The organism is Mesorhizobium sp. M2E.F.Ca.ET.219.01.1.1 (assembly GCF_004016445.2).
GTDB lineage: Bacteria > Pseudomonadota > Alphaproteobacteria > Rhizobiales > Rhizobiaceae > Mesorhizobium.
Map to the genome: position 1 here is coordinate 457,665 of NZ_SADT02000006.1, position 14,725 is coordinate 472,389.

The 14,725-nt window shown below is 63.9% G+C and carries 17 protein-coding genes; 2 read left to right on the forward strand and 15 right to left on the reverse strand.

The window, feature by feature from the left end; genetic code table 11:
- Nucleotides 1–8: 8 nt before the first annotated feature.
- The 6 genes from EN862_RS28050 to EN862_RS28075 all read right to left on the reverse strand — a co-directional run bounded on the left by EN862_RS28050 (nucleotide 9) and on the right by EN862_RS28075 (nucleotide 6,088).
- Nucleotides 9–779, reverse strand: coding sequence for an L-iditol 2-dehydrogenase (locus tag EN862_RS28050; protein ID WP_127866722.1), 771 nt, complete (start codon nucleotides 777–779; stop codon nucleotides 9–11).
- Between the two features lie 10 nt (nucleotides 780–789).
- The gene (locus tag EN862_RS28055; RefSeq protein ID WP_127866723.1) at nucleotides 790–1,794 is read right to left on the reverse strand and encodes an ABC transporter ATP-binding protein; all 1,005 of its coding nucleotides are present in this window, start codon (nucleotides 1,792–1,794) and stop codon (nucleotides 790–792) included.
- 46 nt (nucleotides 1,795–1,840) lie between these two features.
- The gene (locus tag EN862_RS28060) at nucleotides 1,841–2,665 is read right to left on the reverse strand and encodes a carbohydrate ABC transporter permease (RefSeq protein ID WP_127866724.1); all 825 of its coding nucleotides are present in this window, start codon (nucleotides 2,663–2,665) and stop codon (nucleotides 1,841–1,843) included.
- Nucleotides 2,666–2,678: 13 nt separating this feature from the next.
- The gene (locus tag EN862_RS28065) at nucleotides 2,679–3,551 is read right to left on the reverse strand and encodes a sugar ABC transporter permease (protein ID WP_127866725.1); all 873 of its coding nucleotides are present in this window, start codon (nucleotides 3,549–3,551) and stop codon (nucleotides 2,679–2,681) included.
- Between the two features lie 144 nt (nucleotides 3,552–3,695).
- A complete protein-coding gene (locus tag EN862_RS28070; protein ID WP_127866726.1) occupies nucleotides 3,696–5,006 on the reverse strand; it encodes a sugar ABC transporter substrate-binding protein in 1,311 nt (436 codons plus the stop codon).
- A gap of 173 nt (nucleotides 5,007–5,179) precedes the next feature.
- Nucleotides 5,180–6,088, reverse strand: a complete 909-nt coding sequence (locus EN862_RS28075) for a LysR substrate-binding domain-containing protein (RefSeq protein ID WP_127866727.1) — start codon at nucleotides 6,086–6,088, stop codon at nucleotides 5,180–5,182.
- 111 nt (nucleotides 6,089–6,199) lie between these two features.
- Between EN862_RS28075 and EN862_RS28080 the strand changes: the two genes are divergently transcribed.
- Complete coding sequence (locus EN862_RS28080; protein WP_127866728.1) at nucleotides 6,200–6,385, forward strand: hypothetical protein; 186 nt, start codon at nucleotides 6,200–6,202, stop codon at nucleotides 6,383–6,385.
- 21 nt (nucleotides 6,386–6,406) lie between these two features.
- On the opposite strand, the gene EN862_RS28085 is transcribed toward EN862_RS28080, so the two are convergent.
- A complete protein-coding gene (locus tag EN862_RS28085; protein WP_127866729.1) occupies nucleotides 6,407–7,363 on the reverse strand; it encodes a sugar-binding transcriptional regulator in 957 nt (318 codons plus the stop codon).
- Between the two features lie 206 nt (nucleotides 7,364–7,569).
- On the opposite strand from EN862_RS28085, the gene EN862_RS28090 reads away from it, so the two are divergent.
- Entirely contained in the window at nucleotides 7,570–8,202 is a 633-nt protein-coding gene (locus EN862_RS28090) for an HAD family phosphatase (protein WP_127866730.1), read from the forward strand.
- Between the two features lie 289 nt (nucleotides 8,203–8,491).
- On the opposite strand, the gene EN862_RS28095 is transcribed toward EN862_RS28090, so the two are convergent.
- From EN862_RS28095 to ureC, 8 genes are all read right to left on the reverse strand, one after another.
- A complete protein-coding gene (locus EN862_RS28095; protein ID WP_127866731.1) occupies nucleotides 8,492–9,259 on the reverse strand; it encodes a class II aldolase and adducin N-terminal domain-containing protein in 768 nt (255 codons plus the stop codon).
- 74 nt (nucleotides 9,260–9,333) lie between these two features.
- Nucleotides 9,334–9,966: an urease accessory protein UreG gene (ureG, locus tag EN862_RS28100; protein WP_127866732.1), complete on the reverse strand. Its 633-nt coding sequence runs from the start codon at nucleotides 9,964–9,966 to the stop codon at nucleotides 9,334–9,336.
- Nucleotides 9,963–10,403: a DUF3995 domain-containing protein gene (locus EN862_RS28105; RefSeq protein ID WP_127866733.1), complete on the reverse strand. Its 441-nt coding sequence runs from the start codon at nucleotides 10,401–10,403 to the stop codon at nucleotides 9,963–9,965. The genes ureG and EN862_RS28105 overlap by 4 nt, the downstream gene beginning before the upstream one ends.
- A complete protein-coding gene (locus EN862_RS28110; RefSeq protein ID WP_127866839.1) occupies nucleotides 10,400–11,071 on the reverse strand; it encodes an urease accessory protein UreF in 672 nt (223 codons plus the stop codon). Before EN862_RS28110 ends, EN862_RS28105 begins: the two co-directional genes overlap by 4 nt.
- Nucleotides 11,064–11,648 (reverse strand): urease accessory protein UreE, encoded by a 585-nt coding sequence (locus EN862_RS28115; RefSeq protein WP_127866734.1) that lies wholly within the window; start codon nucleotides 11,646–11,648, stop codon nucleotides 11,064–11,066. Before EN862_RS28115 ends, EN862_RS28110 begins: the two co-directional genes overlap by 8 nt.
- The gene (locus tag EN862_RS28120) at nucleotides 11,645–12,250 is read right to left on the reverse strand and encodes a glutathione S-transferase family protein (RefSeq protein WP_127866735.1); all 606 of its coding nucleotides are present in this window, start codon (nucleotides 12,248–12,250) and stop codon (nucleotides 11,645–11,647) included. Before EN862_RS28120 ends, EN862_RS28115 begins: the two co-directional genes overlap by 4 nt.
- A gap of 46 nt (nucleotides 12,251–12,296) precedes the next feature.
- Nucleotides 12,297–12,890 (reverse strand): hypothetical protein, encoded by a 594-nt coding sequence (locus EN862_RS28125; RefSeq protein ID WP_127866736.1) that lies wholly within the window; start codon nucleotides 12,888–12,890, stop codon nucleotides 12,297–12,299.
- A 91-nt stretch (nucleotides 12,891–12,981) separates the two neighbouring features.
- Complete coding sequence (gene ureC / locus EN862_RS28130) at nucleotides 12,982–14,697, reverse strand: urease subunit alpha (protein WP_193771591.1); 1,716 nt, start codon at nucleotides 14,695–14,697, stop codon at nucleotides 12,982–12,984.
- Between the last annotated feature and the right edge of the window lie 28 nt (nucleotides 14,698–14,725).

A 14,725-nucleotide genomic window follows, 5' to 3' on the forward strand; every position in this document is an offset into this window, starting at 1 on the left:
TCAACCGTTCAACTCATCCACTGCCCGCCATCGACATTGTAGGTCTGGGCGACGATGTATTCGGCCTCGTCGCTGGCGAGGAAAACCGCCATCCCGGCGAGGTCCTCCGGCTTGCCCATGCGGCCATAGGGAACGCCTTCGCCGACCAGCCGCTTCTTCTCGCCTTTCGGCCGGTTCTCATATTTGGCGAAGAGCGCGTCGACCTGGTCCCACATGTCGCTGTCGACGACGCCCGGCGCGATGCCGTTGACGTTGATACGGTGCTTGATGAGGTCGAGCCCGGCCGATTGAGTCAGCGAGATGACGGCGGCCTTGGTGGCGCAATAGACCGCGACCAGCGGCTCACCGCGGCGGCCGGCCTGGCTCGCCATGTTGATGATCCTGCCGCCCTTGCCGCGCGCGATCATCGAGCGGGCGGCCGCCTGCAGCATGAACAGCGTGCCGGCGACATTGACCGCGAACAGTTTTTCGTAGCTCGCCCTGGTTATCTCGACGATCGGCGCCAGGTCGAAGATCGCGGCGTTGTTGATCAGCACGTCTAGACCGCCGGCCTTCGCCTCGACCGCCTTCACCGCCGCCTCGATCGAGGATTGGTCGGTGACGTCGAGCCGGATTGCGTAAGCCGCGGATCCGATCGCTTTCGCCGTCGCTTGCGCCGCGTCGAGGTCGATATCGGCAATCGCCACCGTCGCGCCTTCGCGCGCATAGGCCTCGGCGAAAGCCCTGCCGATGCCGCGCGCCGATCCGGTGATCAGCGCCGATTTGCCTCTCAACCTCACTGTCCCGTCCTCACGCGGCCAGCGCCTTGCCGTCGGCGCCGAAGCGGTGAAGCTTGGTCTTGTCGGGGGTCAGGTAGACGGTGTCGCCATGCCTGACCGCGACCTCGCCGTCGGCGCGGACATTGACGGTGCCGATCCCGTCCGCCTGGACGTGCAGGAAGGTGTCCGAGCCGAGATGCTCGGCAACGCCGACCGTCGCCTTCCAGTCGCCGGACGAGGTCGAGATATTGAGATGTTCGGGCCGGATGCCGATGGTCTTGGCGCCGTACTTCTCCGCCGGCGCGCCTTCGATCATGTTCATCTTGGGCGAGCCGATGAAGCCTGCGACGAAGAGGTTCTTCGGCGTCTTGTAGAGCTCCATCGGCGAGCCGACCTGCTCGATGTTGCCGGCGTTGAGCACGACGATCTTGTCGGCCATGGTCATGGCCTCGACCTGGTCGTGGGTGACGTAGATCATCGTCGTCTTCAACTGATGGTGCAGCTCGCTGATCTCCAGCCGCATCGTGCCGCGAAGCGCTGCATCGAGGTTGGACAACGGCTCGTCGAACAGGAAGGCCGAGGGCTGGCGCACGATGGCGCGGCCGATGGCGACGCGCTGGCGCTGGCCGCCGGAGAGCTGGCCTGGACGCCGCTCGAGATAGTTGGTGAGGTTCAAAACGCGGGCCGCGTCCTTCACCTTCTTGTCGATGGTCGCCTGGTCCTCGCCGGCCATCTTCAGCGGGAAGGCGATGTTCTTGGCGACCGTCATATGCGGATAGAGCGCGTAGGACTGGAACACCATGGCGAGCTTGCGCTTGGCCGGCGCCTCGCGGGTGACGTCGCGGCCATCGATCGAGATGGTGCCGCCGCTGGTGTCCTCCAGCCCGGCGATCAGCCTGAGCAGCGTGGACTTGCCGCAGCCCGAGGGGCCGACGAACACCACGAACTCGCCGTCCTCGATGTTGAGGTCGATGTTCGGAATGATCGTCGTCGACCCGAAGGACTTGGAGACGTTCTTGAGCGTGATGTTTCCCATGGTTTCCTCCCGGGGATGGTCTTCGTCGTCCGCCGCGTGGGCGTTCCTACTTCACGGCGCCAAAGGTCAGGCCGCGCACCAGCTGCTTCTGGCTGAACCAGCCCATGATCAGGATCGGCGCGATCGCCAATGTCGAGGCCGCCGAGAGCTTTGCCCAGAACAGGCCTTGCGGACTGGAGAAGGAGCTGATGAAGGCCGTCAGCGGCGCGGCGTTGGTGGTGGTGAGCCGAATGGTCCAGAACGCCTCGTTCCAGGCGAGGATGATGTTCAAGAGCATGGTCGAGGCAATGCCGGGAACGGCCATTGGCGTCAGCACATAGATGATCTCGTTCCACAGCGAGGCGCCGTCCATGCGCGCCGCTTCCAGGATCTCGCCCGGGATCTCGCGGAAATAGGTGTAGAGCATCCAGACCACGATCGGCAGGTTGATCAGCATCAGCATGACGGTGAGGCCGATGCGGCTGTCGAGCAGGCCGCTATCGCGGAAGATCAGGTAGATCGGGAACAGCACCGCGACGGCCGGCATCATCTTGGTGGACAGCATCCACATCAGGATGTCCTTGGTGCGCTTGGTCGGCGAGAACGCCATCGACCAGGCCGCCGGGATGGCGACGATGAGCGCGAGGACGGTCGAGCCGACCGAGAGCAGCACCGAATTGAAGAAGAACTTGAAGTAGCCGCTCTGCTGCTGGACCTCCGAATAACTCTCGAAGGTCCCGGACGGGATCAGGTTGAAGCCCTGGATCGCCTCCTGCTCCGACTTGAACGATGTGATGATCGTGTAGAGGATCGGAAAGAAGATCAGCAGGGCGACGACCCAGGCCGCGGCCGTGGCGATGGTCTTGTGCTGGGTGGTGACTGCGCGGGCCATGTCGGGTCCTCCCTCACTTGTCCAGGTTCTTGCCGACGGCGCGCATGGCGAAGAAGGCAACGATGTTGGCGAGAATGACGGCGATCACGCCACCGGCGGATGCCTGGCCGATTTTGAACTCCAACAGCGCCTTCTGGTAGACCAGGAAGGGCAGGTTGGTGGAGGCGTAGCCGGGGCCGCCATTGGTGGTGACCAGGATCTCGGCATAGACCGAGAGCAGGAAGATCGTCTGGATCAGGATGACGACGGTAATGGCGCGCGACATATGCGGCAGCGTCAGGTAGATGAAGCGGCTGAGGAAGCCGGCGCCATCCATTTCGGCCGCTTCCTTCTGCTCGCCGTCGAGCGACTGCAGAGAGGTCAGCAGGATCAGCGTGGCGAAAGGCAGCCATTGCCAGGCGACGATCAGGATGATTGCGGTCAGCGGATGCTGCCCGAACCAGTCGATCGGTTCGGCGCCGAAGAAGCGCGCTATATCGGCAAAGACGCCATATTGCGGGTGCATGATCATGTTCTTCCACACCAGTGCCGCGACCGGCGGCATGACGAAGAACGGCGAGATGACCAGGATGCGCACGATGCCCTGGCCCCAGATCGGCTGATCGAGCAGCATCGCCAGAAGGATGCCGCCAACTACGGTGATGACCAGCACGCTGACGACGATGGTGAGCGTGTTGAGGATGGCGGCGAAGAACGCCGGATTGGAGTAGAAGAGCTTGTAGTTGGCGAACCAGACGAAGCCGTCGCGGATCGGGTTCAGCGGATTGTACTGCAGGAGCGAAAAGTAGATCGTGAAGACGAGCGGCACGATCATCCAGATGAACAGCAGGACCACCGATGGCGCCATCATGAAACGGGCAAGCGAACGGGTTTGCTGAGTAGCCATGACGGTCACCCTCCCAAGGTCAGCCGGATTTTCAGAGTTGTGCCCAGAATCTTCCCGGTTTTGAAGGGTGGCCGCCCGAACTGGGTTTCGGGCGGCCCCTTGCCGGCCATGATGGGCGACCGGCGTTCGGCACCGGGAGGAGCCTTACTTGATGTAGCCGCCTTCGGTCATCGCCGCGGTGGCTGCGTCCTGGGCCTGCTTGAGGGCATCGTCGACGCTCGACTGGCCGGCAAGGGCGGCCGAGAAGAGCTGGCCGACGGTGGTGCCAAGACCCTGGAATTCAGGAATGGCGACGAACTGCACGCCGACATAGGGCACCGGCTTGACGGTCGGATGCGTCGGATCGGCGGCATTGATGGAATCCAGCGTCATCTTGGCGAAGGGCGCCGCCTTCTGGTATTCCGGATTGGCATAGAGCGAAGAACGCGTGCCCGGAGGGACGTTGGCCCAGCCTTCCTTCGAGGCGACCAGCTCGGCATAGTGCTTGCTGGTTGCCCAGGAGACGAACTTCTCGGCGGCGTCGGCCTTCTGGGTGCCGGCGGGGACCGCCAGCGACCACGCCCATAGCCAGTTGCCGCGCTTGCCGAGGCCATTGTCGGGCGCCAGCGCATAGCCGACCTTGTCGGCGACTTGCGAGGCCTTCGGATCGGAGACGAAGGACGCGGCGACCGTGGCGTCGATCCACATGCCGCACTTGCCCTGCTGGAACAGCGCCAGGTTCTCGTTGAAGCCGTTTGACGAAGCACCTTCCGGACCGTCGGCCTTCATCAGGTCGACATAGAACTGCAGCGTGTTCTTCCATTCCGGCTGGTCGAACTGCGGCTTCCAGTTCTCGTCGAACCAGCGGGCGCCGAAGGAGTTCGACATGGCGGTGAGGAAGGCCATGTTCTCGCCCCAGCCGGCCTTGCCGCGCAGGCAGATGCCGTTCACACCATTGGCGCGGTCGGTCATCTTGTCGGCGGCCTGCTTGATGAAGTCCCAGGTCGGCGCGTCGGGCATCTTGAGGCCCGCCTTCTCCATCAGGTCCTTGCGGTACATGACGAAGGAGCTTTCGCCGTAGAAGGGCGCGGCATAGAGCTTGCCGTCGACCGAAAGGCCGCCGGCGATGGCCGGAATGATATCCTTGACGTCATAGTCGTCGCCGAGCTTGTCGAGCGGCAGCAGCCAGCTCTGCTTGGCCCAGATCGGAACCTCGTAGGTGCCGATGGTCATGACGTCGTACTGGCCGCCCTTGGTGGCGATGTCGGTGGTGACGCGCTCGCGCAGCACGTTCTCTTCAAGGGTGACCCAGTTGAGCTGGATGTCGGGGTTGGCCTTGGTGAAGTCGTCCGTCAGCTTCTGCATGCGGACCATGTCGCCATTGTTGACGGTGGCGATGGTGATGGATTCGGCATGCGCGGCGAAAGCAAGGGCGCTGGCCGACAACAGGCCCAGGGTGAGCGTGCGAAGTTTCATCAAATTCCTCCCTTAAACCAAGATGAGCATTTGCCTTGGCTTTGAGCAATTACTCACTTGCCATGATTTATGTCAAGGCGGAATCGATGCTGCAGCGCAGCAGAAATGACGCCACGTGACCCTGTCCGGCGACGTGGCCGGCACATTGGAGACGGGAGCTGAAGGCAGCCGGCTTACGGGCAGGCGATCTCGGCCAGGATCCAGTCGCGGAAGGCCCGGATCTTCGGCACGTTGCGGCGGGCCGTCGGATAGACCAGCCAGTAGGCGTGGCCGTCGTCGCCGACCAGGTCGAAGGGCTGGACCAGGCGGCCGTCGGCGATCTCGTTCTTGAACAGGGCCCTGGTCAGGATCGCCACGCCATGGCCGGCCATTGCCGCGTTCGCTTCATATGCCTGCGCGCCCATGCTGGAGCCCGGCCGCTTGGCGAGGTCGTGCCCGGTCACGCCGGCGGCCTCGAACCATTGCGACCACCAGATGTCGCCGGGATCGAGGATCGGCAGGCGCAAAAGGTCGGCCGGTTCCTTGACGCCGCCTATGCTCGCCGCGAGCTTGGGGCTCAGCATCGGCGTGAAATCGGCGTCGAGCAGCTTATGCGCCTCAAGGCCCGGCCATTTGCCGCCGCCTGAACGGATGGCGAGATCGACATCCTCGCGCGCGAAATCGGTCAGGCGGCTCGACGTGTCGAGCCGCACGGCAAGGGCAGGATGGGCAATCTGGAACGCGCCCAGATGCTGGGCCAGCCAGTTCGAGGCGAAGGTCAGCACGGTGGTGACGCAAAGCAGGCCGTCGGCGCCGCCGCGCGCAGCGGCATAGGCCTGACCCAGGATGGCGAAGGCTTCGCTGACCGCGGGCGCCAGGCGCTGGCCGGGTTCGGTCAGCTCGATCTGCTTCGGACGGCGCAGGAACAGCGGCGCGCCGATGCGTTCCTCCAGCAGCTTGATCTGGTAGCTCGCGGCCGCCTGGGTCATGCCCAATTCCTGCGCCGCCTTGGTGAAGGACAGGTGTCTTGCCACCGCTTCGAACACCCGGATCGCCGGCAGCGGCGGCAGCGGCGCAAGCTGTGGAGAGTTCAAATCGGGCATAAGGCCTCCTTATGGGTCATGATCGAGGTTTAATTGGAAGCACGAACCAGCCAGACCGATATTTGGGATCAACGATCAATCCAGTTCAAGCACTAGCGAAGGCTGACGATCATGACCACGGTTCAGGAAAAACTCGTTTCCAACCCGACACACGGCTGGTTTTTCACGCTGGTGCGGGGATTTGCAAGGTTTTCGGGCCGCAGGCGCGGCTATATCGATGTCCGGGAACTATCCGGGCATCTGCAGCGCGACATGGGTTTTCTCGACGGCAACGATCCGCGCGGGCCCTCGCAATAGCCGGCTCTTTTTTATCGGCGATCAGCCGGCAAGCAGGGCTTCGGCCGTCCGCTCGTCGGTGATGAGGCCATTGACCAGCCGGCGGTTGACGGCGGCGAGGATGCCCGGCAGCTTGCGGTCGCCCATGGCCAAGGCGATGACCAGCGACTTTTCCCGCGACGGCAGCGCGGCGGAAGACACACGGTCGTTGGTGATGCCCTCGATCATGCGGCCTTCGCGGTCGAACACCCAGCCGACGATCTCGGCGATGCCGCCGGCCTTCTGAAGCGCCTTCAACTCGCTTTCGGAAATGAAGCCGTCTTCGTAGAGCGGGGCCTTTGGCCCGAGATCGCCGATGCCGACGAAGGTGACGTCGGCTTCCGCGGCCAGCGCCAGCGTCGGCTGGATCATCGGCTGGTTGAGCAGCATTTCGCGTTCCTCCGGCGAGGAGGCGATGACCGGCAGCGGCATTGGGAAGGACCGCGCCTTGACGCGGTCGGCCATGGTGAAGATGACGTTGTAGAAGGCGGCCGAGCCGTCCGGCGAGATGTTGCCTGTCAGGGACACGACCTTGTGCTGCGGGCAGTCCATCGGCGGCAGTTGCTCGATCGCCGCCTTCAGCGTGCGTCCGGTGCCGATCGCCATGACGATGGGGGCTTCCGAGCGCAGCCGGCGCTCGATCTCGGCCGCCGCCGCCTCGGCGATGCCTATGGTCGTCGAGTTCGATGTCGGATCGCTCGGCACCACCTCGACAAGGTCGAGCGCGAAGCGTGACTTCAACCGGGCGGCAAGGTCGAGGCAGTTGGCGATCGGGTGATCGACCCGCACCTTGATCAGGCCCTCGGACATCGCCAGCGATACCAGCCGCTGCGCCGTCTGCCTGGAAATGCCCAACTTGGCGGCGATCTGGTCTTGCGTGTTGCCGGCAACATAATAAAGCCAGCCGGCGCGCGCGGCGTCGTCCAACCTGGTGCTGCCGGTTTCCTGTCGCGAATTCACGTCCTGCCTCCCAGCCCGCAATGTCGAAACGGGCGCCATAGCTTACAGCGAATATGCCGGCGCGCAATTGTCTATCGAAAGAGCAATTGCTTGGGCGTCCAGCGGGCTAACAAAGGATCAATTCGTCGCGCTTGCGACCATTTGCCGGCGGGGTGGTTTATCTCCACTGGGAAACCGATTAAGGGGATCGGCGAAGGGAGCCGCGCATGACGCCGAAAGCCGTTTTCTGGGATATGGACGGGACGCTGGTCGACAGCGAGCCGTTGCATGAGGCAGCACTTGTGGCGGCGCTGCGCAGCGTCGGCATCGCCCCGCCGCACGACCTGCACGAGCGGGTGCTGGGCATCGCCGCATGGCCGGTCTACGAGATGCTGCGGGACGAATTCGGCCTCGACCTGCCCTTCGACGACTGGATCGTGCGCAAATACGATCATTACCTGCCGCTGGCGGAAACGCTGAAGCCGCGCCCCGGCGCGATCGAAGTGTTCAACGAATTGCGCGCGCTCGGAGTCGAGCAGGCGGTGGTGTCCAATTCCGACCGGCTGATCGTCGATGCCAATCTGCGCGCCGTCGGTCTCACCTATCCGGGCATGATGACGGTCAGCCGCAACGACGTGATCGACGGCAAGCCGCTGCCCGAACCCTTCCTGCGCGCCGCATATCTTGCCGGCGTCGACCCGGCGAATGCTTTCGCCGTCGACGACAGCCTCACGGGCGCCATGGCCGGACTGGCGGCCGGCATGAAGACGATCTTCTGGCCGGAAGCGCCGATGGAGGGCCCGGCCGGAGCGATTGTGATCAACAGTGCCGGGGAGCTGCGGAAAGAGCTCGGACTCTAGCGAGCCGCCAAGGTCGGCACCGCCCCTCATTGGACCTGCGGGCAGCTTGGCGCATGCATTGTTTAGTGTAGCGCTGGTCGACCCCCACTCCGTCTCGGCTACGCCGAGCCACCTCTCCCCCGATCGACGGGGTAGAGGAAAGGCGCCAAGTTTTTTGCCGTCAATGTCCGTCCAGCAAGGCTCCCTTCCTTTCCCTCCGGGGGGGAAAGGTGGCGCTGCGAAGCAGCGACGGATTGGGGGAACCACGTAGCAATCAAGCCTTCGGCCGATCAGTCACACCGAGCCGGCTTCAATTCCTATAAACCGGCTCTTCCTCGTCGAGGATCGCTTTCAGCTCGGCCAGATGGCGCTCGGCCTGGCCGGGGTAATCGTCCATCTCGCGAGCGGTCTTCTCGGCAATCTCGTCGGAGAGCGTGCGCAATGGACGACCGGTCCACAGCGCCTTGATGTAGGTCTCGGCGGCGCGCTCGAAGTAGAACATGCGGTTGAAGGTGTCGGCGACTGTGTCGCCGATGACCATCACGCCGTGATTGCCCATGACCATCACCTTGACCTTGGGGTCGGTCAGAAGCTTGGAGCAGCGCTCGCCCTCCTCCTCGAAGGCCAGCCCGCCATAATGGGCGTCGACGACGTGGCGGTTGAAGAACATGGCCGAGTTCTGGTCGATCGGCGGCAGCGTCGAGTCGGCCAGCGAAGCGAGCACGGTGGCGTGGATCGAATGGACATGCATGGCGCAGCGCGCATGCGGGACGTTGCGGTGGATGGCGCCATGCAGGCCCCAGGCGGTCGGATCGGGTGCGTTGGGCCCGGAGAGCGTTTCAGGATCGTTGGCGTCGATCAAGAGCAGGTCGCTCGCCTTGATGCGCGAGAAATGCACCTGGTTCGGGTTCATCAGGAATTTCGTGCCGTCCTCGTTGACCGACAGCGAGAAGTGATTGGCCACCGCCTCATGCATGTTGAGCCGCGCGGTCCAGCGGAAGGCGGCGGCGAGGTCGACCCGCTGCTCGTAATAGGGCAAGTTGCTCAGCGGTTCCTTATGCAGGCGGGCAAGGCTCATGGAAAATCCTCCTGTTTGGATGAGAATGCCGCGCGTGGCCGCTGCCAGCAACCGATAATCGGTGGCGCAGCAGATCAAGCCGCCGGGCGCGCCGACTGCAGCCCGCCCTGCTCGACGATGAAATCGATCACGTCCTGCAAACCCTTGCCGCGCGACAGGTCGGTGAAGCCGAACGGCCTTTTGCCGCGCATGCGGCCGGCATCGCTCTCCATCACGTCGAGGTTGACATTCACATAGGGCGCCAGATCGCTCTTGTTGATGACGAGGAAATCAGAGCGCGTGATGGCCGGGCCGCCCTTCCTCGGAATCTCCTCGCCCTGGCAGACCGAGATGACATAAAGCGTCAGGTCGGCAAGGTCGGGCGAGAAGGTGGCGGCGAGATTGTCGCCACCGGATTCGATGAAGATGATGTCGAGGTCGGGGAATTTCTTGTTCAACTCGGCGATCGCCCGCAAATTGATCGAGGCGTCCTCGCGAATGGCGGTGTGCGGACAGCCGCCGGTCTCGACGCCAACGATGCGCTCCTCCGGCAGCGCCTGCAGGCGGGCCAGCATCATGGCGTCTTCCTTGGTGTAGATGTCGTTGGTGACGACGGCGATTGAAAAATCGTCGCGCAGTGCCTTGCAGAGCTTTTCGGTGAGCGTCGTCTTGCCGGAGCCGACAGGGCCGCCAATACCGATGCGAAGAGGACCGTTTTTCGACGTCATGCCGGGAACTCCGTGATGGCGAGGATTGCGAAGCCCAGCCCGATCAACAGGCAGAGCGGCGAATAGAAGCTTTGGTCGAGCCGCGCGAATGGTTGCTCCGGCATAAGCCTGCGCCACCAGGGCGTGAAGCCGGCAATGCCGCGACCAAGGAAGACGAGACCGATCATCAATGCGGTGGCGGCCAGGCCCTCCCGTGGAAAGGGCGTCGCAAAGACGCCAGCCAGCGCCAGCGGCCAGAGCGTCGCCAGGACCAGGCAAGCGGCGACGGCAAAACTCGCGAAGGACGACGGCATCTCATCGATGCCGCGGAAGCCGACGACGGCGCGGGCGCATGACGCCTGGTCCGTTCCGGGCCAGATGCCGCCTATGCCCCAATAGACATGCAGCGTGGTAATCAAAAGCAGCACGAAGGAGAGGATGACGGCAAGCGCGGTCATGAGCGGAACAGCCTGGAATATTGCGTTTCGTGCTGCATCGCCGCTATGTCGGACATGAAGGCCGCGCCGCCGAGATCATCGAGCGTAGACGCTGCTGCGCGGGCAGCCGTGTTCATGGCCAAGGTTTCGAAGCCGGCTAACAATGCGACCGCGTCGATCTGGCCGACGACGCCAAGCCTGATCGCCGCCTGCACGAGGTTGGAGAAAAAAGCCTGCAGGAAAGCGGACAGCGCCTGCGCAAGGTCGACGCCGCCGCTGCCGGCAACGGCGCCGACCGCAACGCAATAGGGGCAGTCGGCCGGCAGGCGCTGCAGCACCGGAGACGACCAGGCGGACGCCGCCTGGAGAAAAGCAGCGCCCTGCAGCATGGTTTCGAGATGACGCTCCCGCGATCCCGCAAGCGCCTCGGCCAGCGTGGCGACTTCCGCCAGGTCGCCGCCGTCACGCGCGCGACGCCAGCTTTCGGCGAAGAGCACCGCGTCGTTCCAGCCCGAGCCGATCTCGACCAGCGTCTCAAGCCAGCCGGCGAGATCTTCGCGATCGGCGATCAGGCCATCGTGCACGGCACGCTCGAGCCCGTGGCTGTAGGAGAAGCCGCCGACGGGAAAGGCCGGCGACAGCCAGGCCATCAGCCGCAAAAGTGCGACGGTGGAAAGCTGCTCAGTCATGATGGTGATGGTGGCCGTGGTGATGACGGTCGTGATCGTGATGATCATGGTCATGGTGGTCGTGGTCATGGCCATGATGGTCATGGTGGTCGTGCGAATGGCCGTGATCGTGGCCGGAATAGGCGCCGCGCACCGGACTGAACGGCTGCGAAACCTCGTTCACAGTGGCGCCGAGACCCTCCAGCATCGCCTTGATGACATGGTCGCGCAGGATGAGGATGCGGTCGGCCTCGATCGCCGCCGCGAGGTGGCGGTTGCCGATGTGCCAGGCAAGCTCGGTCAGATGAACGGCGTCGCGGGCACGGATGTCGTAGACCTCTTCTGGTGCGGCGACGATTTCGAGCTGGCGGCCGTCTTCCAGCACCAGCCGGTCGCCATCGGCGAGCGCCACCGGCTCGGGCAGGTCGACCAGCACCTTGTCGCCGCCGGCGGTCTCGATGGCGCGGCGGCGCAGATGCCGCTCGTCATGCGGCAGCACAGCCTTGTCGTAGGGCGTGGCCGAAGCCGGATCGCCGGCGGCAAGCACCGAGACGGCACGTGGAAACTTGGTGAAATCGGTGGTGATGTTGAGCTTCATTTCATGGCTCCGCCATTGGCTTGGGCGCGGGCACGAGCGGGTCGCGACAGCACGCGGTCGAAATAGGCGCCGACCCGTTCAGAGTCGATCGGGAATCTTCCGGCGCGGGCCCAGCCGCCCATATCGCCGAGCAGGACGTCGACGGCCGAGAAGCGGTCGCCCAGCGCGTAAGGCTTGTCGCCAAGCCGGCGATCCAGCGCTTTTATTTCGGATGCGAAATCATACGCCGCGGCCGGGCCGACATCGACCCGAACATCCTTTGGCAGCAGGAAGCGGTGGCGCAGCTTGTTCCACAGCGGGGCCTCAAGCTCGCTCTGGGCGAAATGCATCCAGGAATCCATCTCGGCGCGCCCGGCAACACCCGGATTGGCGCCCATGCCCTTATCGGCATGCTTGTCGGCCAGATAGACGCAGATCGCAGCGGAATCCGTGATTTTAAGGTCGTCGTCGATCAGGATCGGCACCTTGCCTGAAGGGTTGAGCGCGTAGGCTTCCGGCGAGCGCAGCTTCACCTCGACGAACTCGTAGGGCTGCCCGAGCTCCTCGAGCATCCAGAGCACCCGGCTGACGCGGGAGCCGCGCGATCCGACAGCCTTGTACATGGTTGAACTCTTGCCTTTTTCCGAGAACCTACCGCATCGCGAACGCTCAGACGATGGTGTCGAACAGCCGCAGGATGAACGATATCTGGTAAATCAGCGCAGCCGCTACGAAGGCGATGTGGAAGCGTTTGTCGCGCACCAGGATCGCGACGATGCAGAGCGCCACGAAGACCGGCGTGCGGAACAGATATTCGTTGCCGAAGCGGGCGAAGTGCTCCGGCCCCTTGAGCAGCGTGTCGATGACGTCGAGCAGATAGGTCGCACCGAGCACCCCGAAGAACCAGGCGCGGCGCGAGTAAAAATAGTCCTCGTAGCTGGTGTAGTCGAGCATCGAATCCGGAAACAGCAGCGCGCAGAGCAGGAACAGCGTGATGGCGTAGAAGATGATGAAAAGGTACTTGCCGAAGGTCCAGTTCTCGATGGCGTAGAGGCCGAACTCCCACCACCAGAAATGCACCAGCATCAACAGCACCGAGGCAACCCAGGCGAGATGCACCGCATAGAGCCGGTATTGGCCGGGATGCTGGACGATGCGGGCGGTTCCCGAAAGCAGTCGCGTGACGCCGAGGCCGATCACCATGCCCATGACGATGCGGATGTGCGGGAAGATGTCGTGCTGGGAGGCGATTTCGGTGGGCATGCCAGATCACAATGCTGCTGCTTCGCAGCATATTGCGATCTGCGCGCCCGAGCCGCAACGATATTTGCCCGCTAATCGGACCAGCCGCCTGTCAAAACAGGAAATACCGTTGCGCCATCGGCAGCACGGTCGCGGGCTCGCAGGTCAAGAGCTCGCCGTCGGCGCGCACTTCGTAGGTTTCGGGATCGACCTCGACATGCGGCGTGGCGTCGTTGAGCACCATGGAATGCTTGCCGATGCCGCTGCGCGTGTTCTCGACCGCGACCATCGCCTTGTCGACACCGAGCCTGCCCTGAAGGCCAGCATCTAGCGCCGCCTTGGAGACGAAGGTCACCGAGGAGTTGGTCAGCGCCTTGCCATAGGCGCCGAACATCGGCCGGTAGTGCATCGGCTGCGGCGTCGGGATCGAGGCGTTCGGGTCGCCCATGGGCGCTGCCGCGATCGAGCCGCCGACCAGCACCATTTCGGGTTTCACCCCGAAGAAGGCCGGGTTCCACAGCACGAGATCGGCGCGCTTGCCGACCGTGATCGAGCCGATCTCCTTCGACAGGCCGTGCGCGATGGCCGGGTTGATGGTGTATTTGGCGATGTAGCGGCGGACGCGGAAATTGTCGTTGTCGCCGGTTTCGTCGGGCAGCGCGCCGCGCTGGCGCTTCATCTTGTCGGCGGTCTGCCAGCAGCGGATCGCCACCTCGCCGACGCGGCCCATGGCCTGGCTGTCGGAGGAGATGATCGAGAAGGCGCCGATGTCGTGCAGAATGTCCTCGGCCGCGATGGTCTCCTTGCGGATGCGGCTCTCTGCGAAGGCGATGTCCTCGGGGATCGACGGCGACAAATGGTGGCAGACCATCAGCATGTCGAGATGCTCGGCCAGCGTGTTGACGGTGTAAGGCCGGGTCGGATTGGTCGAGGACGGGATGACGTTGGGCAGGCCGCAGACCTTGATGATGTCGGGCGCATGGCCGCCGCCGGCGCCCTCGGTGTGGAAGGCATGGATGGTGCGGCCCTTGATCGCCGCCACGGTGTTCTCGACGAAGCCTGACTCGTTCAGCGTGTCGGTGTGGATCATCACCTGCACGTCATAGTCGTCGGCGACCGACAGGCAGCAATCGATTGCCGCCGGCGTGGTGCCCCAGTCCTCATGCAGCTTCAGCGAGCAGGCGCCGGCCAGCACCATCTCTTCCAGCGCCGCCGGCCTTGACGCGTTGCCCTTGCCCGACAGGCCGATATTCATCGGGAAGGCGTCGAAGGACTGGATCATGCGCGCCATGTGCCAGGGTCCGGGCGTGCAGGTGGTGGCCAAAGTGCCATGCGCCGGGCCCGTGCCGCCGCCCAGCATCGTGGTGATGCCGCTCATCAGCGCTTCCTCGATCTGCTGCGGGCAGATGAAATGGATATGCGCATCGAAACCGCCGGCCGTCAGGATCTTGCCTTCGCCGGCGATGATCTCGGTGCCCGGGCCGATGATGATGGTGACGCCATCCTGCGTGTCCGGATTGCCGGCCTTGCCGACCGCGGCGATGCGGCCGTCCTTCAGGCCGATATCGGCCTTGACGATGCCGGCGAGCGCATCGACGACCAGCGCGTTGGTGATGACGGTATCGACCGCGCCGCCCAAACGCGTGACCTGGCTCTGGCCCATGCCGTCGCGGATGACCTTGCCGCCACCGAATTTTACTTCCTCGCCGTAAACAGTGAGGTCCTTCTCGACCTCGACGAAAAGCTCGGTGTCGGCAAGCCGCACCTTGTCGCCGACCGTCGGTCCATACATCTGCGCATAGGCGGCGCGGCTTATCCTGGCCATCAGCAATTGCTCCCGAAATTCCAATTGTTTG